The organism is Vibrio sp. S12_S33 (genome assembly GCF_963889785.1).
Lineage (GTDB): Bacteria > Pseudomonadota > Gammaproteobacteria > Enterobacterales > Vibrionaceae > Vibrio > Vibrio aestuarianus.
The window spans coordinates 33275-53796 of record NZ_CAWPQZ010000028.1 but is presented as its reverse complement, the minus strand read 5'-3'; the positions used below and the strand labels follow the sequence as shown (position 1 = coordinate 53796).

At 41.1% G+C, this 20522-nt stretch carries 19 protein-coding genes and 2 pseudogenes; 9 read left to right on the top strand and 12 right to left on the bottom strand.

Annotation, left to right across the window (positions count from 1 at the left end; all coding sequences use genetic code 11):
- From AACW06_RS13190 to AACW06_RS13175, 4 genes are all read left to right on the top strand, one after another.
- On the top strand, nucleotides 1-120 hold a 120-nt coding region (locus AACW06_RS13190; protein WP_192075408.1), incomplete at its 5' end, for a transposase.
- A gap of 43 nt (nucleotides 121-163) precedes the next feature.
- Nucleotides 164-1936 (top strand): carboxylesterase family protein, encoded by a 1773-nt coding sequence (locus tag AACW06_RS13185; RefSeq protein ID WP_238336706.1) that lies wholly within the window; start codon nucleotides 164-166, stop codon nucleotides 1934-1936.
- A gap of 35 nt (nucleotides 1937-1971) precedes the next feature.
- Nucleotides 1972-3702, top strand: coding sequence for a hypothetical protein (locus AACW06_RS13180; protein ID WP_238336705.1), 1731 nt, complete (start codon nucleotides 1972-1974; stop codon nucleotides 3700-3702).
- Nucleotides 3703-3972: 270 nt separating this feature from the next.
- Nucleotides 3973-4230: a hypothetical protein gene (locus AACW06_RS13175; protein ID WP_443263444.1), complete on the top strand. Its 258-nt coding sequence runs from the start codon at nucleotides 3973-3975 to the stop codon at nucleotides 4228-4230.
- 343 nt (nucleotides 4231-4573) lie between these two features.
- On the opposite strand, the gene malG is transcribed toward AACW06_RS13175, so the two are convergent.
- The 3 genes from malG to malE form a co-directional block, all read right to left on the bottom strand.
- Nucleotides 4574-5464, bottom strand: a complete 891-nt coding sequence (gene malG, locus AACW06_RS13170; RefSeq protein ID WP_192075407.1) for a maltose ABC transporter permease MalG — start codon at nucleotides 5462-5464, stop codon at nucleotides 4574-4576.
- A 12-nt stretch (nucleotides 5465-5476) separates the two neighbouring features.
- On the bottom strand, nucleotides 5477-7051 hold the full coding sequence (gene malF / locus AACW06_RS13165; RefSeq protein WP_192075406.1) for a maltose ABC transporter permease MalF: 1575 nt from the start codon (nucleotides 7049-7051) through the stop codon (nucleotides 5477-5479).
- 80 nt (nucleotides 7052-7131) lie between these two features.
- A complete protein-coding gene (gene malE, locus AACW06_RS13160) occupies nucleotides 7132-8313 on the bottom strand; it encodes a maltose/maltodextrin ABC transporter substrate-binding protein MalE (protein ID WP_192075405.1) in 1182 nt (393 codons plus the stop codon).
- A gap of 663 nt (nucleotides 8314-8976) precedes the next feature.
- Here malE and malK point away from each other — a divergent pair.
- Nucleotides 8977-10095, top strand: coding sequence for a maltose/maltodextrin ABC transporter ATP-binding protein MalK (gene malK / locus AACW06_RS13155; protein WP_192075404.1), 1119 nt, complete (start codon nucleotides 8977-8979; stop codon nucleotides 10093-10095).
- 129 nt (nucleotides 10096-10224) lie between these two features.
- On the opposite strand, the gene AACW06_RS13150 is transcribed toward malK, so the two are convergent.
- Together AACW06_RS13150 and ppiC are read right to left on the bottom strand one after the other, a co-directional pair.
- The gene (locus tag AACW06_RS13150) at nucleotides 10225-10896 is read right to left on the bottom strand and encodes a LuxR C-terminal-related transcriptional regulator (protein ID WP_192075403.1); all 672 of its coding nucleotides are present in this window, start codon (nucleotides 10894-10896) and stop codon (nucleotides 10225-10227) included.
- A 432-nt stretch (nucleotides 10897-11328) separates the two neighbouring features.
- Entirely contained in the window at nucleotides 11329-11607 is a 279-nt protein-coding gene (gene ppiC / locus AACW06_RS13145; RefSeq protein ID WP_053311184.1) for a peptidylprolyl isomerase PpiC, read from the bottom strand.
- A gap of 186 nt (nucleotides 11608-11793) precedes the next feature.
- On the opposite strand from ppiC, the gene AACW06_RS13140 reads away from it, so the two are divergent.
- Nucleotides 11794-12711: a chemotaxis protein gene (locus tag AACW06_RS13140; RefSeq protein ID WP_192075402.1), complete on the top strand. Its 918-nt coding sequence runs from the start codon at nucleotides 11794-11796 to the stop codon at nucleotides 12709-12711.
- Here AACW06_RS13140 and AACW06_RS13135 read toward each other — a convergent pair.
- Entirely contained in the window at nucleotides 12708-13085 is a 378-nt protein-coding gene (locus AACW06_RS13135; RefSeq protein ID WP_192075401.1) for an MmcQ/YjbR family DNA-binding protein, read from the bottom strand. The genes AACW06_RS13140 and AACW06_RS13135 overlap by 4 nt on opposite strands.
- Nucleotides 13086-13101: 16 nt before the next feature.
- Nucleotides 13102-13584 carry a MarR family transcriptional regulator gene (locus AACW06_RS13130; RefSeq protein WP_192075400.1) on the bottom strand — a complete coding sequence of 161 codons (483 nt, stop codon included), beginning with the start codon at nucleotides 13582-13584 and terminating at the stop codon, nucleotides 13102-13104.
- A gap of 116 nt (nucleotides 13585-13700) precedes the next feature.
- Here AACW06_RS13130 and AACW06_RS13125 point away from each other — a divergent pair, with 116 nt between their 5' ends.
- A complete protein-coding gene (locus AACW06_RS13125; protein WP_192075413.1) occupies nucleotides 13701-14591 on the top strand; it encodes an EamA family transporter in 891 nt (296 codons plus the stop codon).
- 99 nt (nucleotides 14592-14690) lie between these two features.
- On the opposite strand, the pseudogene AACW06_RS13120 reads toward AACW06_RS13125, so the two are convergent.
- Together AACW06_RS13120 and AACW06_RS21025 are read right to left on the bottom strand one after the other, a co-directional pair.
- Nucleotides 14691-15561: pseudogene (locus AACW06_RS13120) on the bottom strand (methyl-accepting chemotaxis protein); the annotation flags it as partial.
- A gap of 21 nt (nucleotides 15562-15582) precedes the next feature.
- Entirely contained in the window at nucleotides 15583-15777 is a 195-nt protein-coding gene (locus AACW06_RS21025; protein ID WP_443263439.1) for a hypothetical protein, read from the bottom strand.
- Nucleotides 15778-15990: 213 nt separating this feature from the next.
- Between AACW06_RS21025 and AACW06_RS13115 the strand changes: the two genes are divergently transcribed.
- Nucleotides 15991-17007 (top strand): GGDEF domain-containing protein, encoded by a 1017-nt coding sequence (locus AACW06_RS13115; protein WP_192075399.1) that lies wholly within the window; start codon nucleotides 15991-15993, stop codon nucleotides 17005-17007.
- A gap of 64 nt (nucleotides 17008-17071) precedes the next feature.
- On the opposite strand, the gene AACW06_RS13110 is transcribed toward AACW06_RS13115, so the two are convergent.
- Complete coding sequence (locus tag AACW06_RS13110) at nucleotides 17072-17650, bottom strand: hypothetical protein (protein ID WP_192075398.1); 579 nt, start codon at nucleotides 17648-17650, stop codon at nucleotides 17072-17074.
- Nucleotides 17651-17811: 161 nt separating this feature from the next.
- Here AACW06_RS13110 and AACW06_RS13105 point away from each other — a divergent pair, with 161 nt between their 5' ends.
- Nucleotides 17812-19329 carry a DUF3612 domain-containing protein gene (locus AACW06_RS13105; RefSeq protein ID WP_192075397.1) on the top strand — a complete coding sequence of 506 codons (1518 nt, stop codon included), beginning with the start codon at nucleotides 17812-17814 and terminating at the stop codon, nucleotides 19327-19329.
- Nucleotides 19330-19447: 118 nt separating this feature from the next.
- Here AACW06_RS13105 and AACW06_RS13100 read toward each other — a convergent pair.
- Together AACW06_RS13100 and rpiB are read right to left on the bottom strand one after the other, a co-directional pair.
- Nucleotides 19448-19929 (bottom strand): annotated as a pseudogene (locus AACW06_RS13100) (IS3 family transposase); the annotation flags it as partial.
- 50 nt (nucleotides 19930-19979) lie between these two features.
- Entirely contained in the window at nucleotides 19980-20423 is a 444-nt protein-coding gene (gene rpiB, locus AACW06_RS13095; protein ID WP_192075396.1) for a ribose 5-phosphate isomerase B, read from the bottom strand.
- Between the last annotated feature and the right edge of the window lie 99 nt (nucleotides 20424-20522).

The window sequence follows — 20522 nt, the reverse complement described above, 5'->3', positions numbered from 1 at the left end:
TGCACACTGGAAGGGATGAACAACAAGATAAAGCTAATCAAGCGAATGGGTTATGGGTATCGAGATACAGACTACTTCTTCTTGAAGATAAAAGCGGCTTTCCCCGGAAAGCCGCGATGAACCTTTTTTCTTCGGTAAACCAAACCGTTTTAAGCACAGCGTGATGTTGCCGCTTGCAGAGGCTGTGGTAGAAGACAACTCGTTTACAGATTTTGGCAACATATGCCCACAGCCTGATTCATCAGAATATTCAGAAACTTGCCTTTACCTCAATATATGGCGACCTGATAACACCTCTGCTGATAATAAACTGCCTGTGTACGTTTATATTCATAGCGGTATTTTTGAAACGGGATCGGGTAACTTGCCGAATATCATTCCCGATGTAGCTGTTGCACAAAGCAGCATGGGTAATAACCCATTTATCGCGGTCACTTTCAATTATCGTCTCGGTTTATTAGGAAAGCTTTGGGTTGAAGATAAGGGCAATACCAAGGGGGGCAACTTCGCTATTGGTGATCAAAAGCGTGCACTCGAATGGGTCAATCAACACATAGGTGATTTTGGTGGCGATAGCGCCAACGTGACGGTGTTTGGGCAAGGTGCTGGTGCTACATCAATTAATGCTCTTCAACAAACAACGACTGGAGATCGCGAAGCGAACGATAATGTTGCAGGCAACTTCTTTAACAGAGCGATTATGCAAAGTTTACCGCTTGGCCTCTCATTTGAGTCCTACGCGGCGGCCAAAAACCAGTTTGATACGTTGAAAATTGCAAAGGCCACACTGTATCCAGATCTGACCATCGACCAGTTGACTGTTGAGCAGGTTTTAGAGCTTCAGAAACAAGTAAAAGCAGAAATTACGGGACGCTTGTTTGGTTTACCTGACCAAACGATTGAAAATATGGTGAGTGACATTTTGGGTTGGATTGACGATGGTGATAGCACTCAGTCCATTGTTGCGAAACTTGGTGTGAAATACGCGTCAGATATTGCATCTATAGAACCGAGAGCTAAATTACTCCCGTTCTCTCCCTATATTGAATCACACCGTGAGTGCGTAAAAACGTTTTTGGGACTTTGCACAGAATATAAAGACTACCCGGGTTACCACATAACATCTCTTGCGCATGAAGCACCGTTAAAAGTGCCTTCTATTATTGGTTTCAATAACAATGAATCTGACGGTTATATTGCAGAACTAAAATTACTATTTTTAATTAATGTTGAGTTACTACCTGGGGTTAAGCTGATTGATGTTGTGCTATTCCTCATCGGAGATAGTAATGATATTCGAGACTTGCCAAGTATCCCTGACATTCCAGCATATACATTAATTTCATCCATTTTATTCGCTGACCGTTTGACCGATACACCTTTGCGTCTGGGCGATTTTGCTCCTTCGACAACCCCAACAACTCTTGAGGGGATTAAGGAAGATCTTGGTAAATTTAATCAACTGAATAACCAATTGCTGTATAAATGTGCAGTTCGTGATTACGCCAAAACCGTTCCCCATGATGTTGCGCCGACCTTATATCACTTTGATTACGAAGCGAGTTTTAATAACCAACTCCTTGATGGTTCAATTTTTGACACGATAGGCAACTTAGCTTGCTTTGGTGGAAAAGCATGTAATCAAGCTGAAATACCATTTGTATTCAATAGGTTATATAACCAAGATGGTAAAAAAATCGCGCCTAATAAAGGTGACCTACTTCTTATGGGGGAAGTGTCACGTTTCTGGTTTAGTGATGATTTATTTAATCCTGAATATCGATATCAAGAAAATTTGGATAATATCTTGATGATATCTAATAATTCCGCAGATGACGGCGGTGAAATAAACACCAATCTTACAGAATGGGACGCTACGATGAATAAAGGTATTGATACTGAGACAGTAGACGGTATTTGTGATGCACTTTACTAAAGCAAATATTATTGATTACAGTGGAGGTAGTAACAATGCTGAATAAGTTAAACGGTACATACTGGGCTGAGATAAAAAACAACCGACTCATAAGGTTTTATTTTACTCGTCATTTTAGTTGGTGCATCAGTATATTAGCATGTGCTTTAACGCTCGTTAATATTGCTCATGCTGAAGAAGTTTCTATATTTGAACGGTATGGCATACCGGAACATTTACCTAAGTTCGGTATTAGTACTTTATCTCAGGGAGATCATATTGTTGAGCACGTTCGTAAAGTCACTTCAATTAATGATGAGTCTTCCTCTTCCTCTTTTTATCTAGTACAAACAACAGATTTAAAGGGAAACATTGACTTGAGAATAAAATATTTCCCGAATCAAATTTCTCAACTCGATGGTGAACCTTCACTTTCAGAGGATGGTGGAGCGATTGACTCTATTGAATATTTGACCAAAACAGAATATCGACTTCGCGCTTACGCTGAAAGCTACGATCGATCGTCGGTTACCGTTGAAGAATTAGATAAAGATCACGCAATTGTGCGCTTTAACTACTCTAAGTATCAACTACCTCAAGATGTTGCCTATTTTCGTTTCATGAAGGTTGAGATACATGTTGAAGATCACAAGCCTGTAAAAATGGTGATCACTAATTCACAGCCATTTACCTACGGTACTTATAGCATTCAGGATTATAGACAAGAAACTGCATTAAGTGAGCTTGATAATGGTTCACTTTATGTTAAGAATAAAACCATTGTTGCAAACGGAGAAACTAGAAAGAAAGAAAAGCTTACTCTTTCAGTGGTCATGACTCCCGTTGCTTTTTATGACGATGTCGATGGTGCCGAAGTTCTAGATAGTCAAAAGCTTGAAGAAGCTTCTGACCCGCGCATTCGGGAAGAAAAGGTCGAGGTTGACAGTTTTTTCCCATTAATGGGAGACTTAGTCCGTAGGCAAGGGATTGATATTCCTCTTCCTTATGGTTTCTCTGTCGCATATCGTAATCAAGATATGGATTTAGACTTTCGATCTTTTACCTTAGGTCTGGGGGCATTAGGACTGCAAAATCTAGATAAGGATTTTGATCCGAGTCAGACTTTCGCTAAGGTCAATGCTGAAAGCTTGACGGTTAGGGGAGATGTGTACATCTTGCCTTTCTGGAATGTTTACGGGTTGGCTGGAAAAGTCAAAGTTAGAGCAAACATTGATGCTAGATATACATCAGAAAGTGTAAATGATATTAAAGATAAATTAAATGGCATTGGTCCTGGGCTAGGTGACGCCTTATGTGATGCGTTAACAGGACAAGGGCTTCCTTTGTGTCGCCCCGGTAGGTTAAATCTTCCTTTAAGTCTTGATTACGACTTGCTGGGTGTTGGTACAACTTTGGCTGTCGGGTATAAAGAGTTTTTCGCTACTTTAAATATGACAGTCTCCCAAACACGATTAGAGGGGTCTTCGAGTTGGGGTGATACTTTATTTGTTGCCCAACCAATGGTCGGATATCAATTTGTTGATTATAGAGCTCAAATTCTTGTCGGTGCAGAATATCAAGGCTTAGATTCTACGTTATCGGGTAACCTAGGGTATGTTGATGCGTTACAAGGTGAATTTAGTTACGATGTTGATGTTTCTTTAAACCAATGGGCTTATTTAGTTGGTTTTAATAAACAGCTCGGTAAGCACTACAATATTACCGCGCTTTATAATAAAGGTGAGACGAGAGAAGCCTACACACTTAGTTTAGGTTATCGATGGTAAATGATCGTGGTGCCGATGAGTAAAAACTAATATAAGGTATTTTGTTCTTTATTGGTTCCTCAAAACCACCGTCTAAGACGGTGGTTTTGTTTCTTGAAGCGATAGCCTAAATAAGAGTCCATGAATAAAAGTAACTTTTATGCATGGCAAGTAAGCGCACGTAAAGTATCTCAAATAATATCTCGCACTTTGCTCATCAAGTTTCCTAGATTGTCATTTTTCTTTCATCTTTATCTGATTAAATTGCCGCTTTGTAATTAGCGAATAAAGATGGAAGACACATTGAGCTTACAAGGTATTACATTGAGTGAATCCACGATCGTGGACCCAAAATCTGTAGAATATCAGTGGGTCCGCACGCTTTATGTCGAAGGTTACCAAGCTCAAGAGATCAATCACTATATTCGAACCTGTTTTGGTGGTGATGACACCTTTGCCGAACTGTTCCGTAAGGTCGCCCTGCAACAAGAAAGTCTCTATGTTTTATTACAATACTTAGGTTGCGCCCCTTCCAGTCGCGAGTTCTAATTTTTTTGTGCCGCTAACCTTATTTTGCAGCAACATATCTGACATGCGTCGCATCTGAGCGCTGTACTACTTTTGAGAAAACAGTTGCCCAATATACTTTATTCGCGCTACGAATTCTGGATAACAGTACTGCATGTGTATTTTCCAAATTGACACACATAAAAAAACCCAAGCAATGCTCGGGTTTTGGTTACAAAAACTGTTAGTCGTTTGATAGTAAGGAATAGAGCTAACAGCCAGCTATGCGTAACGCCAGGTTTGTATATTACTTAACTGACCGGCGGCCAAACCAAAGACATTAAGCATATACAAAATGGGCGACCTCACGATCGCCCTATCGTTATTATCCTTTCACACCACCAGCGGTAAGTCCTCCGACAAGCCAGCGCTGTGCAAGTAAAAATACGACAGTGATAGGTAAGGCAGACAATACTGCCGCTGCTGCAAAATCACCCCATAGATAGTTCTGTGGGTATAGATACTGCTGCATACCAACCGCTAATGTGTACGAGTTTACATCAGAAAGTAGTAATGACGCCACTGGTACTTCACCAACTACACCAATAAATGACAGGATGAATACCACTGCAAGGATTGGCACTGAAAGTGGCAACAGTACCAATCTAAAGGCTTGCCACGGCGTTGCGCCGTCTAGCGCAGCGGCTTCTTCCAACGAGTTATCAATGGTTTCAAAGTAGCCTTTTATCGTCCACACGTGCAGTGCAATACCACCAAGATAAGAGAAAATCAGACCACCGTGAGTATTCAACCCTAAGAACGGGATGTACTGACCTAACTTATCAAACAGAGCATACATTGCAACCAAAGCCAATACTGCTGGGAACATTTGGAAAATCATCATCGCTTTCAAGATGGTATATTTACCCTTAAAGCGCATACGAGCAAATGCATAAGCCGATGTTGTTGAAAGTGCCACAATCAGTATGGATGTAATCCCCGCCACTTTCACTGAGTTCCATAACCAAGTTAATACTGGGAATGGAGGCGGTGTTACTGAACCATCAGCGTTGGTCACTGAGAAACCTAATGCCAATTTCCAGTGCTCTAACGATGGGTTATCTGGAATCAAGCTGCCTGTCGCAAAGTTACCTTCCCGGAATGAAATCGCAATTACCATCAAAAGTGGAAAGATAATCAATGATAAGAAAGCCCAAAGAGCTATATGGGTTCCCCATACGCGGTATTTCAATGATTTACCTTGTACCATAGCCATAATGATTGCTCCTTAATTTTGAGAAAGTTTAGTGAAACGTAGGTTGAGTAGCGCCAAACCGCCCACCAACAAGAAGATCAAGGTTGCAATCGCACTTGCCAAACCAAAGTCTTGGCCACCGCTGCCTTCAAACGCAATACGGTAGGTATAACTTACAAGTAAGTCAGTATAACCAGCAGGTTCCGATGTACCGATCATGTTTGGACCACCTTGTGTTAAGAGCTGAATCATAACGAAGTTATTGAAGTTAAAAGCAAAACTTGCAATAAGCAGTGGTGTCATCGGCTTAATCATTAACGGCAGCGTAATCTTAGTAAAATTGTGCATAAAGTTCGCACCATCAATCGCAGATGCTTCGAATAAATCCTCTGGAATGGCTTTTAACAACCCCATGCATAAGATCATCATGTATGGGAAGCCTAACCAAGTATTAACCACAAGTACCATACATTTAGCTAGGAATGGGTCAGAAAACCAACTCGGGCTGATGCCGAAGATGCTATTTAGCACCATGTTGATCTCACCAAAGCTTTGGTTGAAGAGACCTTTAAAGATCAAGATAGAAATGAAAGCCGGGACCGCATAAGGCAGAATTAAAAGTACTCGATAGACAGCTCGACCTTTAAGTTCTTCCCATTGCACAACACTCGCCAATACTAAACCGATAACCAGAGTGAAAATAACGGTCAATGTTGAGAATACAACGGTCCAAATAAAGATATTAATGAAAGGCTCTTTGATGCCATCATCTTTCCAGACTCGTTCAAAGTTATGCGTACCAATTTGCACGACAAAACCTGGAGAAACCGTAGAGTCGACAAACTGACCTTTTTCATCAATGGGTTGATAAAAACCAACATCCATATTTGGTCGTAGTGTATCGCCAGTTTGGTTATTAACTAGTGTCTCACCATCGGCTTGCATCGTGTACAAAGGCGCAACCGCAGCGAGTTTACGAAGACCACTCATGCGTATGCTTTCACCTGTCGGTAAATGCAAATCCACACCACTTAACGCAGAGCGGTTATTAATAATTGTTTTGATTGGCTCTTTTTTGCCATCAACAGAATCCACGATTTGCAGATCCATATCGGTAAGTGACATGCCTTCAAACGAAAACTCCTGTGTAGCCAGCGTTTGCTCACCGTCCACGGTTGAGATTCGATAACCATTGTCAGTTTTGTACAGCGTAAATGGATAGCTTTGTCCACTTTGATAGGTTCTATCTAAAAGGACCGACTGAGCGCGATCTAAAGAAAGTTGGTTTTTGGCACTGTAGTTAGTAAAAGCAAGGCCAACGGTGTACGCCAGAGGGAAAAGAATGAACAGAATCATCCCCGCAATACCTGGATAAATATAACGGTGTGCGTACGTTTTCTTACTACCGAAAATATAAAGTGCCAGAGCGGTAAGAATGAGAGTAAGCATAGCAAAAGCGAGCTCACCGCGTGAATACATAAGAATAGTGGCATAACCATTCACAACGCCAACCGAACCAAGTAGTGCCCATTTAATAAAGACATTTTTACTGGTAGGTAATGTTGTTTCTGGTGCTGACAAAGCATCTGTACCTTGAACTGACTGCATAGAAAGAACCTGCTAACGATATAAAACTTAAAATAAAGGAGGGGTTACCCCCTCCTTAAAAGGGTTTGACCAAAACCAAATTATTTAGTCATTTGTTTCTCAGCATCAGCAAGTGCTGCATCAACTGTTTGACGACCATCTACGATGTTAATGATTGCGTTTTTAGCACTTTCCCAGAAAGCGTTCATCTGTGGAATGTTTGGCATGATCTCACCGTTCATTGCGTTATCCATTGTTGCAGCGATACGAGTATCGGCATCAAGTTCACGTTGGAAAGAGTTAAGAGCAACCGCGCCTAGTGGCTTATCATTGTTAACCATACGTAGGCCATCATTGGTTAGTAGGTAGTTTTCAATGAATTCAACAGCAAGGTCTTTATTTGGAGAGGCTGTGCTGATACCAGCAGTCAATACACCTACGAACGGCTTAGAAGACTGACCGTTAAATTTAGGTAATGTAGTTACTCCATAATTGATGCCTGACTTCTCGATGTTACCCCACGCCCATGGACCGTTGACAGTCATCGCCGTTTTACCTTGGTTAAATGCAGATTCTGATACTGAGTAATCCATATCTGGAGAAATTACACCTTTTTCGACTAAACTTTTCACAAAGTTCATTGAGTCTTTAACGCCTTGGTGAGCAATACCAGCGTCTTTTACATCATAGCCATCAACAGTGTATTTGAATGCATAACCACCATCAGCAGCCATTAGAGGCCATGTGAAGTATGGTTCTTTTAGGTTCCACATGATCGCAGACTTACCGTCTTTTTTCAGTTTCGCGTTCAACGCTTCAACTTCTTCCCAGCTCTTCGGTGGGTTTGGCACTAAATCTTTGTTGTAAATAAGTGATAGAGATTCAACCGCCACTGGGTAACCAATAATTTTACCGTTGAATTTCACCGCATCCCACGCGAAATCAACAATGCCATCTTTAACTTCTTGTGAAGGTTTGATTTCAGCAAGTAGACCTGATTCTGCATAACCACCAAAACGGTCATGAGCCCAGAACACAATATCAGGACCATCACCAGTCGCTGCTGTCTGTGGGAATTTATCTTGAAGTCCATCAGGGTGAGCGACTGTCACTTTAATACCAGTATCGGCTTCAAATTTCTTACCCACTTCAGCAAGACCGTTATATCCTTTGTCACCATTAATCCAAATGGTCAACTGTCCTTCTTCAATAGCAGCGTGGGCACCAAACGAACCAAGAGCAACTAACGTACTTAGTGCTACAGTGCTTAGAGCGTTTTTCATGTTCATATCCTTTTTATATTTGTGTTGTAGGGCTCACCGAGAGGTTCCGCCGTATTTCGTCATATATAATCAGAGAAAACCTATTTAGACTCATCCTCCTACGCCCTACGCCCTTGGTATTATGGACTATTTTCGTGATCACCATCGCCCAAGGCTGGAGAGGCAAATCACAAAAAAGCGCCTTTATGTGACAAGCCTCTACTTTGGCACAACAAAATATTTGAGCTAGATCTAACTACGCCTTTTTACCCCTCCTCCACCTCATCCTTTTCTACTCCCCCTACAAAAACTTGAATTGGGAGGATGTATCCCCGTTCAACTTCACGGAAACTACAGTCATCCAAGAGTGGATAGTAAGAACCCTTTCCAGTAACGCTTAGGTTAACTTAGTTTGACTGGCTTACATTGCCGGATTGGTTTGCTGTCACAAATGAGCGTTCGTGGTATTGATTCATTACGGGGGAGGCGCTCACTGTGCGGGGGAAGCAAATCAATAGTTGGCATTGATGGGTGATGTTTGCTTCAAACTCCCTTATTTTGAGGCCATCACCCTTTTTTCTTACATTATTAACCACCTTACCGATTCCTACTGTTATTGCCTGCGAGAACATTCATATAATGATAGGCAGTGATTTATAAAAATATTGATCGAGGACAAGCTACATGGCAGGTGTCACGTTAAAAAATGTATGTAAAGCATACGGTGATGTATTGATTTCTAAAAATGTTGATTTAGAAATTAAAGAAGGTGAATTTGTTGTCTTTGTTGGTCCATCGGGCTGTGGTAAGTCAACCTTATTACGTTGTATTGCAGGTTTAGAAGACATTACCTCTGGTGAATTGTTCATTGGCGATCAACGAATGAATGATGTTGAGCCTTCGAAACGAGGCGTCGGCATGGTATTCCAATCTTACGCACTTTATCCGCACCTTAATCTTTTCGATAACATGTCATTTGGTCTTAAGCTTGCCAAAGCTAATAAAAAAGAAATCGAACAACGTGTTGAACATGCTGCTGAAATTCTACAACTTAGTCACTTACTTGAACGCCAACCAAAAGCGCTATCTGGCGGTCAGCGTCAACGTGTAGCGATTGGTCGAACGCTTGTATCACAGCCGAATGTATTTCTATTGGATGAACCGCTTTCTAACCTAGACGCCGCACTTCGTGTACAAATGCGTTCAGAAATTACCAAGCTACAACGTAAACTGGGTTGTACCATGATTTACGTAACACACGACCAAGTAGAAGCCATGACAATGGCCGACAAAATCGTGGTACTTGATGCTGGGTTTGTTTCTCAGGTTGGTAAGCCACTAGAGCTTTATCACTACCCAGCAAATCGTTTTGTTGCAGGCTTTATTGGCTCACCAAAGATGAATTTCATGAGCGTATTTATTGAAGAAGCGGAAGCAGAGCGTGTCAAAGTTCAATTATCCAATGGCACTTCTTTCTGGATCCCTGTCGATGGCACAACTGTCAATCGTGGTGAACGCATGTCTTTAGGGGTTCGCCCAGAGCATTTACTAAAAGCTGAAGATGGTGATGCGCAAATCGAAGGCAAAGTGATGATTGTCGAAAAACTCGGTAACGAAACACAAGTGTATATGAACTTGAAAGGTTCAGATTCTGATGTAATTTATCGTCAACCCGATACGTTAAGTGTTGAAACAGGAGATACATTGACTATCGGCGTTCCTGCTCATCGCTGCCACCTTTTCCACAGCGACGGTCGAGCTTGTCGTCGCCTTCATAAAGAAAAAGGCGTCTCTTTCGAATAAAAGTGCTAAACGAAAATAGCCCCTGAATTGGGCTATTTTCATTTTTATAAGATAAAATTTTTACTTAGAGTGAGGGTGTTTTGTAGCAGAAAACGTTGTTAACACATTAGTCAGGTCTGTCTTAAAAAATTAGCTAAACTCTTCGATGCCGATATTTTCTTTAGCCCATAACAACGCTTGTAACCTATTTTTGGCATTGATCTTCTTAAAAACATTATGCAAGTGCGTCTTCACTGTATTTTCACTAACAAATAGTTCATCAGCAATTTGAATATTCGAAGCCCCACTACCCAGCAGTTTAACGATCTGCTGCTCGCGCTTTGTCAACTTCGCATAGGCTTGGGAAGTAACTGAAGAATTACCAGCCCGATAGTGTTGAATATATTCTTGGGCTAACTTCCGATTAAACCACATTTCATCATCAAGAACTTTTTCCATGCCTTTGATCAGAGATTCAAGCTCATCGTGTGAATAAAAAACCCCGACTAGGTTTTGCCACTTAAATAATATTTTGGGCTCAATATCTGCCGGGCAATTAATCAATACCTCTTTAGCATCTGGACATGACAAACGTTTAAAAGCAGAATAATCAGCAAAATTATTAGCATCCACGCGTGAATAATCAATGATGATAATTTGGATGTCTTGTGATGATTGATTGCTCTCTTGCATCCAAGTATCGCAAAATGGCGAGATATCCATACTAATCGGTAATTTTGACTCTAGAGAGTCTTTAAGCAGTCGAGACTGCATACAAATATCAGATAGCAATCGAACGTTAGTTTTTCTGTCATCACTCATTTTAAACTCCTAGACCATACTGCTGATTTAGTAAAACTAACGTTAAGCCAATATAAGTCAATATATCAAAGTAACCGTACTTTTCTCTCTCGACAAAAATGACCAATAACCACAATAAATTCAATGTTTTATTTCAATTTCTTATTTATGAGAAGAAGTAGTAGTTTTATATCCAAACCACTTGAAGTTACAGTTAGGCAGCAAATGAGTTCATCCCCATGAGCATAGATAAACTATGTGATTGGGGTGAGCAAACGTAGCCAACACCGCTGCAACTTCAAGTAGGAAGGGTATATTAGTAGTAAGCTGCCCGACAGGGTGATTAAGGGAAAATGAAGATAGAAGAAATACGTTGCAGCTTAGGCCACTGCAACATCTGATGGGGAAATGTGTACGATACTCGAAAGGTTCCTTACAATCTCTAGGTACGGCCTATGTCCTGTATAACACTTTAACAACGTGCCAGCCAAACTTCGTTTTCACAAGGTGTGGTGTAAGTACTTCGCCGCTAAAACATATTTTATCAAACTGAGGAACCATTTGCCCTTGGCGAAACTCGCCTAAATCGCCCCCTTTTTTACCCGACGGACAGGTGGAATACTTACGCGCCAAAGTTTGAAACTTCGCGCCTTTTTTAAGTTGCGTAATGATATCTTCAGCTTGTTCTTTGTGCTTCACCAAAATATGAAGCGCTGCTGCTGTTCTTGCCATCATGTTTTCTCAGTAAATGTAAACTGCTGAATAGTGTAACTGATGCTTTTCAAGAGTTCACCCACAGCTTTGGATGAAAGAGATCAATAAACCTGCGGTTAACGGGTTAATTTGTATTTAACAGATTGCTGTCGGTAAGAGATCGTTTAGTATTAAGCATAAGATCAAGATTTAGAGTAAAGCGTTATGGCTAAAACACCTAGTAAAGCAAACCAATCTCAAGGTATGTTGATGTTCACATTGAACACCCAAAAACAACTGTTTGCGATTGGGACCCTAAAAGTAAGAGAAATCGTCCCTTACATGCCAATGACACAAATCCCATACTCTCATCACCATGTAATCGGTACAGTGACCATTCGTGAATTAACCGTCCCTGTGATCGATATGGCTGCGGCGATTGGCTTTAGAGCGATAGATCCAAGCGAGTACAAAAGTTGCTACCTCATCGTGACTGACTGCCTACGAACCATTGTTGCCTTTATGGTGCGTAGTATTGAAAAAATTATCGAATGTGATTGGCGCTCTATTGAGTCCTCACCACCGACTGCCGGTAAGAATGTTTTTGTTACTGGTATTACACGTTATAGAGAACAAATCGTCCAGCTCCTTGATGTAGAGCTACTGCTGTCGAAAATTTATCCACAGTATGAATCCGCTAAAATTCCAATGCTAACGGATATTGAACGTGAGCGTTTAAAAGCACTGCGAATTTTATTGGTTGATGATTCATCTATCGCTCGCAAACAGCTTGCAGATGCACTAGACAGTATCAATATCCCTTACCAAATTTGTAAGAATGGATTAGATGCTATTGAGTTAATGAGAAAAGACGCGCACAACCATCAGCCTATCGATCTTTTAGTTAGTGATATAGAAATGCCTGGTTTGGACGGTTACGAGTTGGCATTTGAAGTTCAGAATGACTCCATGCTAAGCCATGCTTATTGCATTTTACATACTTCGCTTTCTAGTGAAATATGCCTAGATAGGGCTCACCAAGTGGGCGCGCACGAAGCATTAGAGAAATTTAACGCAACAGAATTAATTGAAGCCATGCTGCGTGGTGCAAAAAAATTAGAGCAAACCAGCCAAGGCGCTTAGCCTGGTTTAGCTTGTTGAAAAAGGGACTGTAGTGCCATTCTATCGGTTTTTTTCAGTTGACTGACAACTAACCGGTAAGAACGTTCACACAACTCTTCTAACATGTTGCCATCGACATCTCCATTCAACGTAATGGAGATCCAATGCCTTTTATTCATATGATAACCAGGGCGTATCGAAGAAAATTCACTGGTCAGTACCTCTGCATCTTGAGGAGTACATTTTAAAGTCACAAATGGCTGGTTAGAAGATTGCGAAGTATAAGCAAACATTTTACCGCGAATTTTATACACTAAAGCATCAGGACCAAACGGATAACCACTTTGTGCTTGAGGTAATGCCTCTAAAAACGATTCAATATCAGTAATTTCCATGAGCTCTCCTTTGCGTTTACTCGAAATGGCCCAGCCATACTTTAAGGCTTCGGTTCATCATTTGCTGTTCATCTAATGATAAGTTTTTGACCAACTTTTGTTGAGCTTTAACGTGTTCTTCTATTATCTCGTCAATGAGTTGCAGACCTGATGCTGTCAGCGCGACACTCACACTACGGCGGTCTGCTATACTATGACAACGTGTAATGAACCCTTTATTTTCTAACTTGTCCAATCGATTAGTCATTGCACCGGAAGTCAGCATCATCGAAGCAATCAGTTCCGACGGTGTTAGCTCAAATGGCTTACCGGCACGACGCAGCGTTGCAAGCACATCAAACTCCCCAAGTTTTAATCCGTAACGCTTGTGAACGTCTGCAATAGCCATTTCTAAATGTTTATAAAGCCTTGATAATCTACCAATCATCGCCATTGGTAAGGTGTTTAAATCTGGTCTTTCTTTATCCCATTGAGCAACTACTCGATCAATCGCATCCACGTACAGCCTACTCCATCACTCATCATCAAGGCATTTATCTTAACATAAAGATTCTTTACAAGAATAAAAACAACCATTATCTTTACACAAAATAACTTCACGTAAAGATAATAATGATAAACATATTACTGGCTATGATCCCTGCCTTTTTCTGGGGAACGACTTATGCAGTAACAAAATTCACGTTGCCAGACTGGCCACCGTTATTACTTGGTGTATTTCGTGCTTTGCCTGCGGGCCTGCTATTACTCTTAATCAAACCTAGCTTGCCAAAGAAAAATGAATGGCGACCATTGCTCTTGATTGGGCTCATTAATATCGCTGCTTTCTTTAGTTTGATCTTTGTGATGGCTCTGTCACTTCCCTCTGCGATTTCTGGTGTTGGGATGCTATCTGTTCCTGTATTTGCCATGGTTTTCCATTGGATTGTCAAAAAGAAAAAACCAAGTTTTATTCAAGCATTCAGTGGCATTGCATTGCTCATACTCGCCTGGTTACTATTTAACCCAGGGACACTCTCTTTAAGCCCTATTGGTTTAGGGGCAATGTTGGCCGCTATTTTTTGTATCATTATTGGTAGCCACTTTACTCAAACTTTAGGCAACAAAATGGATTGGTGGAGCGTATTAACTTGGCAACTTATCATTGGTGGCCTGGCCTTAGCTGTGGTCGCCTCCATACAAGCATGGCACTCACCGCAAATTTACCAAGATGCATTTATTCATTTCGATACCACTCACTTAATGGGGCTGGTTTGGGTATGCGTGCTCAATACAGCATTAGGTTATAGCCTCTACGTATGGTTGTTACAGCGAATGAGCGTTGTTGATTTCACCTTTGGCGGCATTGCCAACCCAATTTCTGGCATTATTTGTGGCGGGATATTGCTTGGAGAAGCCTACACACCAATACAATACACATACATGGCGGGGATGATAGTGATGTCATTGATGCCACAAATAGTGAACATGATTAAAGCTCGCCGCGTAGCACATATTATCCGCTAAAGGATCGAGAGAGGTAAGCCAACGGTACGGCTTACCTCTCTTTGATCACACTCGATAAGTTTCAGTTTCGGCTTTCAGTGTTTCCGCTAACCGAGCTAGCTATAATGTCGCTTGACTACTTTGTTCAGCGCCTGATGCCGTTTGGTTTGCGATATCACTGATAATGGTAATGTTTTGGTTAATGTCTTCTGTGACTAAGCTTTGTTGCTCGGCAGCCGTTGCAATTTGTTCATTCATGGCATTAATTTGATCTATCGCAGCCGTAATTTGAGTTAAAGATTCTCCCGCGAGCTGGGCTTTATCAACCGCCAAGCGCGTATTATCCGCTCCACTTTCCAAACGAGTGGTTGACTCTCGGCTGCCCTGTTGTAGCCTTTGAATGGTTTGTTGAATCTCTTCTGTCGATTTCTGAGTTCGGCTAGCCAATGTTCTCACTTCATCCGCCACAACAGCAAAGCCCCGACCTTGCTCTGCCGCTCGATCAGCCTGCTCAGAAGCACTAGCCGCATTACTCGCACTTTGCTCAACCTCGTTTACTGTGGTAGTGAATTCATGGATAGCGGTAGCAACAAACTGAGTTTGAGTTTGTTGATCAATAACATTTTGCTTGGTTTGAACAGCAACAACAGAGCTTTCTTCAGCCGCTAAAGCTAATTGAGTTGTCGAGTCTTTATTGGTCTGAACGACATGCTGAAAACTGGCTACAATGCGATTCACATATTGCGCGATATGAGCAAACTCATCTTGACCTGTTAACTGAATTCGCTGTGTTAAATCCATTTTGGGTAATATCATCCAGCTTATCAGCGAGACGATTGACCTGCGCTTTTTCTATATCACTAAGGGGAGAGGATAAAATTTCATTATCAATGATATGGTGTAATGCTTGGACAAAGCGTTGAATACTTTCGATATGTTGATCAATAACATGGTCATGCATATCGACAAACTGAGAGCCGGGTTCATGCTGAAAGGCAAGTAATAGTTGACTTCATGCCGCTCCTAATTCATCCAATACCTTTCCAGCACGAATCGTATGCTGCATACCCTTGATACCTTCATAGGTGAGAAGGAAGAAAAAGCAGGTGGTGATCACAGCAATTGCTTTCAAACGCACACTGACTAACGAAAATATCTTCAGCCAGCCTGAAGGTGATGTTTCTTTACTTACGTCTACTATCGACATTAAGCCAACTCCTTATGGTCTTAATTATTTATAATATAGCTGAATCCAAGTCATCCAACTGGTTATTAATTTGATCAAAATCAACTAGCTTTCAATAATTACTGTTAAAAAATTCAAACAGATCCATAAGATGCATTTTTTTAGCGCATATCATTGTGATATCCGCTAATCTTAGCAATATGAATTCTGTGACTAGCAACTACATTTACGATAATGACCAACGACGACTTTAAAAGATCTACGGCTAATTTAAAAAAAGTAGTTCCGTTAATGATGAAAAATCATGTTGCGGCAACGCCTTCTAATTATGCCCTTTGGTATACCTATGTAGATAATGTCATTCCTCAGCTCAACCAAGAGCTCGATACTGTGCTTGAGAACTTTGGTCTTTGCCCACCAGCAACTAGCTCGCAGCTCTATAACAATTACGTGGCTAGCCGTTCTGAAACTAACTTAAATCAATTGCGCAATAACATTGAGATATTGGTCAATGAAGTTGCAAGTTCCATGACTGATACACTCACCGATACTAGTGAATTTGCAAAAGTGATAGACAAAATCTTTAGTGAGTTAGAGCGAGTTGAAGATGATGAGTTATCGATAGAAGAAGTGATGACATTAGTACGTCAGTTGGTGACAGAATCTCGTGATATCCGTCACTCAACACGATTTTTAAATGGTCAATTAAACAATGCTAGCCAGGAAATTCAACGCCTGAAAGAACAACTAGCTGAAGTACAAAAAGGGGCTTTATTTGATGGGTTGTCTGGCTTATATAATCGCCGCTCATTCAACGATGATCTAAATGTTCTCATCAGCGCGCAGCAACCGATCAGTTTGATTTTACTCGATATTGACCACTTTAAGTCATTCAATGACAACTACGGGCATTTATTTGGCGATACTGTCATTAAAGGAATTGCTAAAAGACTACAATCCACCAGCCGAGATGGCATAACAGCCTACCGCTTTGGTGGTGAAGAATTTGTATTGATTGTTCCAAATAAAACATTGCGTATCGCAAGACAATTTGCAGAGTCAGTGCGTCGCTCTATCGAAAAATTGAGTGTCAAAGATCGACGTTCAGGAAAACTGGTCGGAAATATTACCGCATCATTTGGTGTGGCCGAGTGGCAACTTGGTGACACATCAGAAACTTTAATAGAAAGAGCCGATAGCTTGCTTTATGAAGCCAAACAACTCGGGCGTAATCGTGTAATGCCCCTTTAATATATTACATCTTATAAAAGACATGGGGCCTTTAGCCCCATATTTCATTTCACTGTTCAACTCATTAGGCGATATTAAAACTGTAATTTAAGCAGTAATCATCACCATTTTTAGCCCTGTACTCTTTATCTTCACTGCACGCTTTGGGTTTACCCTGTTCATCACCTTTCACTAGACTTATCCAATGACGCATTGCTGCACTTGGCACATCCTCAGCAAACTGAGTGAATGTTGTGCATGTTTCTAACTGAATATCATCAATGACGATCAACTCGACACATCCCGTACCTTTAGTGCAACCAAACATCACCTCAACATGACTTCCATTACCATCACGAAATAGTATCGAGCAAGGTAACTCTTTTTCACCGTTGAATGCCACGAAATGCTTGGGGTGCTTTAATCCACTATGTCGACCATCTTTGAAGTAAGCCAGTACATGACGGTAGTCTATCACGTAGCTAGTAACATCTTGGTGAGAACCCATTTCAAGCGGGAAAAGCCTATCCAGTAGCTGCTTTGCTTGTATCTGTTTTTCGTTTTGTTGATTAGCACTGATCGTCTCGACGGCGAAGACAGCTTCAGCGATAAAGGGTTTGTTTTGTTTTTGGATTTCTGTTTTATCGAATGTCAGCATATTCATCGTCTTTCCCTCTTGGATAACTCATTATTTTGTGTCCTAGAGCAATTATTCCAAACTTGCGTTTAACTTTACGGCAAATTTGTGACCTTGCTTACTTGGTAGATTAACCAATTTTTTACTACAATTTCACAACAAAAATTTTACAGTGTGAATTTTACAAAATGGCCTTGTCAAAAAGTTTAGTTCGTCAATCTCACTTCTTAGGTACCAAAGTACGAAACCTGAGAAAACGCAATCACTTAACAATGGAAGACCTTTCTGCACGCTGTATTCGTATCAACCCTGAATATGCACCGTCGGTTTCTTATCTATCTATGATTGAACGGGGGAAACGTGTTCCGAGTATTGATATGCTGGAAGTTATTGCTCAGGTTTTCCAAAAAGATCCGGCTTGGTTTCTCGATGATGAACCAGAACAAACTGATATTACCCCCGACAAAGGTAACCGAGGTGGTATCAGCGGTATGGCTCTTGAGCCTAGTTTTTTATTTTCGAATGATATTTTGCAAATCGCTATTCCAGAGATGCTATCGCAAACTGGGATTACAGGACGACAGTTTGCCCACTTGCTGATCCGTGCTCACCAAGAAAGCCTTCAAAATCATTTTCCAGATCTAGAACGAGCCGCTGAAGAAGTAGGACTGAAACGATTGAATTTAGCGGTTGAAGACCTGATTGATATTGCTAAAAGCCTTGGTTTATCGATCCGTTGGGTCACCAGAACACCTCAAGATGTGGTCGATGAGTTAGGAGTGAGCGCTAAACAACTGATCACCTCTTTTTTTGAGCCACCAAGTACGATTTACCTAAATGAGGTACTCAAAGAATACCCTACGCGCCTAAAATACGACTTAGCTGTCTATATTGGTCACAATATTCTACACAGCAAAGAAGGGCTAAAAAGCGTTTTAACGGTTGGTCACACGAATAGCTGGGAAGAAGCCCCCGATGCTAAAGCAACCTGTGAGCTCAATTCACAAGATATTCTTCAAGCATGGCGAGATTTCGAATCAAGCTTTTTCGCAGGGGCATTATTGTGCCCTAAAGTACCTTATCGACAATTGCTTGACCGCTGTGGCTATGAAATTGGTGTACACATGAAGGCGGGAGTATCTCCATCCGTTGCCATGCGCCGTATGACCGTTGTATCCCCTTACCCTCATTGGCACTATTTTGATGCCTATGGAGAAGGAAAACTAAAAGCGGTATACCGAGGGAATGGTATTCCACTACCATGGGGAAATATGCGAAAGGTTAATGACCCTTGTCAGCACTGGGCTGTATTTCGACGCCTCTCAGAACCTAAAAAGGGTAGCTCAGCACAAATCTCGATTTTAAATGTGGGGGATGAGCCTAGAATCTACTGCTGCGAGTCGGTCAATATGGTTGACCCCGCTGGAAATAATCGAGTTTTATGCGCAGGGATTGATTTAAACCCTGCGATTAATGCGCAAGGTGGAGACGCACTTTCCATTGCAGAGGAGCTTAAAGCATCTTGTGTACGTGGAGGAGGAAGTACCGCAATACCAAGGCATATCAAAAAAGATCTCACCACCATCGCGAAAATCTTAAACATTAATTGGATTGAACGTGGGATAGAAAATCAAGCTCGTTTGATCTGCTCTCGTGGCGCTGTTTGTCCAAGAAAGCCAAGTTGTTACGATAAGTGTGGCGAATAAAAATACTAAGCAAATGGCATAAAAAAACCAATAACAATAAGCGTGATTGGCTATTAATAAATGTGAACAAAATAAGGTTCACTAACAATGATCTGCTCCAGTCAGACTGGACACCGCATTAAGCGACATATTGTTTTTCAAAGTTAACTGGGCTTAGATATCCAAGAGCACTGTGCCTTCTTGTTCGATTATTAATCAACTTCGATGTATTCAAAGAGTGCTTGACGCATTTCTTCTCGCGTCATTATCGGCTCGTATTGGACGGCTTCTACTTTCATTGAGTGGAAAAAACTTTCAACACAGGCGTTATCCCAGCAATTTCCCTTCCTACTCATACTTTGTTTTAGATTATGAGCTGCGATTAAGTATCGGGAGTATTTTGAGCAATATTGGCTACCTCATATCACTATGAATAACCACTTCTTCAGGTATGCCTCTGCGGAACAATGCCATCGATAGCGCATCACAGACCAGAGTTGCGGTCATTCTGGTACTCATTGATCAACCAACAACTTGCCGTGAGTACAAGTCGATAACAACGGCTAAATAGATCCAGCCTTCGCTTGTCGCTAGATAAGTGATATCTCCAGCCCATTTTTGTTACGTATGACAGGAGTAATAGAAAAGCTATAATGGTACAAACTAGAACTTTAGTATTGGTTTTCCAATGCTGAAATTTGGTTGATTCTATTCTGGTGCCGCCCTCCTTCAAATTCGGCATCTAACCACTCATTTACAATCATCTTTGCCAGCTCTTGTCCAACAACTCTCGAACCAAATGCCAAGATATTGGTATTATTATGTTGCTTTGAAAGCTTTGCTGTGTATGGTTCCGAACATACAACCGCTCGAACACCGTTGACCTTATTCGCAGCAAGCGAAATTCCTACTCCTGTACCGCAAATCAATATACCTAAATCAGCTTCACCGGAGGTTACCGCTAGAGCAACTTTGGCGCCATACACAGGATAATCGGTACGTTCAATTGAGTTTGCTCCGAGATCCATTACCTCCAAACCTCTAGATTCTAATAGTTCAATGATGGTCGGTTTCAATTCTATACCGACATGATCATTTGCAATTGCCACTTTCATTTCTTAACCTCATTTTTCACAAAAATAAATATTTAGTGAAATTATATAGAGAGAACCGGTGTCTATCAAAAACAAATTAGCATATAAAACAATGAGTTA

Bases quoted from the DNA above. Each gene is read 5' to 3' on its own strand.
- AACW06_RS13185 (WP_238336706.1), top strand. From the start codon at position 164: ATGTTGCCGCTTGCAGAGGCTGTGGTAGAAGACAACTCGTTTACAGAT.
- AACW06_RS13180 (WP_238336705.1), top strand. From the start codon at position 1,972: ATGCTGAATAAGTTAAACGGTACATACTGGGCTGAGATAAAAAACAAC.
- AACW06_RS13175 (WP_443263444.1), top strand. From the start codon at position 3,973: ATGGAAGACACATTGAGCTTACAAGGTATTACATTGAGTGAATCCACG.
- malG (WP_192075407.1), bottom strand. From the start codon at position 5,464: ATGGCTATGGTACAAGGTAAATCATTGAAATACCGCGTATGGGGAACC.
- malF (WP_192075406.1), bottom strand. From the start codon at position 7,051: ATGCAGTCAGTTCAAGGTACAGATGCTTTGTCAGCACCAGAAACAACA.
- malE (WP_192075405.1), bottom strand. From the start codon at position 8,313: ATGAAAAACGCTCTAAGCACTGTAGCACTAAGTACGTTAGTTGCTCTT.
- malK (WP_192075404.1), top strand. From the start codon at position 8,977: ATGGCAGGTGTCACGTTAAAAAATGTATGTAAAGCATACGGTGATGTA.
- AACW06_RS13150 (WP_192075403.1), bottom strand. From the start codon at position 10,896: ATGAGTGATGACAGAAAAACTAACGTTCGATTGCTATCTGATATTTGT.
- ppiC (WP_053311184.1), bottom strand. From the start codon at position 11,607: ATGGCAAGAACAGCAGCAGCGCTTCATATTTTGGTGAAGCACAAAGAA.
- AACW06_RS13140 (WP_192075402.1), top strand. From the start codon at position 11,794: ATGGCTAAAACACCTAGTAAAGCAAACCAATCTCAAGGTATGTTGATG.
- AACW06_RS13135 (WP_192075401.1), bottom strand. From the start codon at position 13,085: ATGGAAATTACTGATATTGAATCGTTTTTAGAGGCATTACCTCAAGCA.
- AACW06_RS21025 (WP_443263439.1), bottom strand. From the start codon at position 15,777: ATGTCGATAGTAGACGTAAGTAAAGAAACATCACCTTCAGGCTGGCTG.
- AACW06_RS13115 (WP_192075399.1), top strand. From the start codon at position 15,991: ATGACCAACGACGACTTTAAAAGATCTACGGCTAATTTAAAAAAAGTA.
- AACW06_RS13110 (WP_192075398.1), bottom strand. From the start codon at position 17,650: ATGAATATGCTGACATTCGATAAAACAGAAATCCAAAAACAAAACAAA.
- AACW06_RS13105 (WP_192075397.1), top strand. From the start codon at position 17,812: ATGGCCTTGTCAAAAAGTTTAGTTCGTCAATCTCACTTCTTAGGTACC.
- rpiB (WP_192075396.1), bottom strand. From the start codon at position 20,423: ATGAAAGTGGCAATTGCAAATGATCATGTCGGTATAGAATTGAAACCG.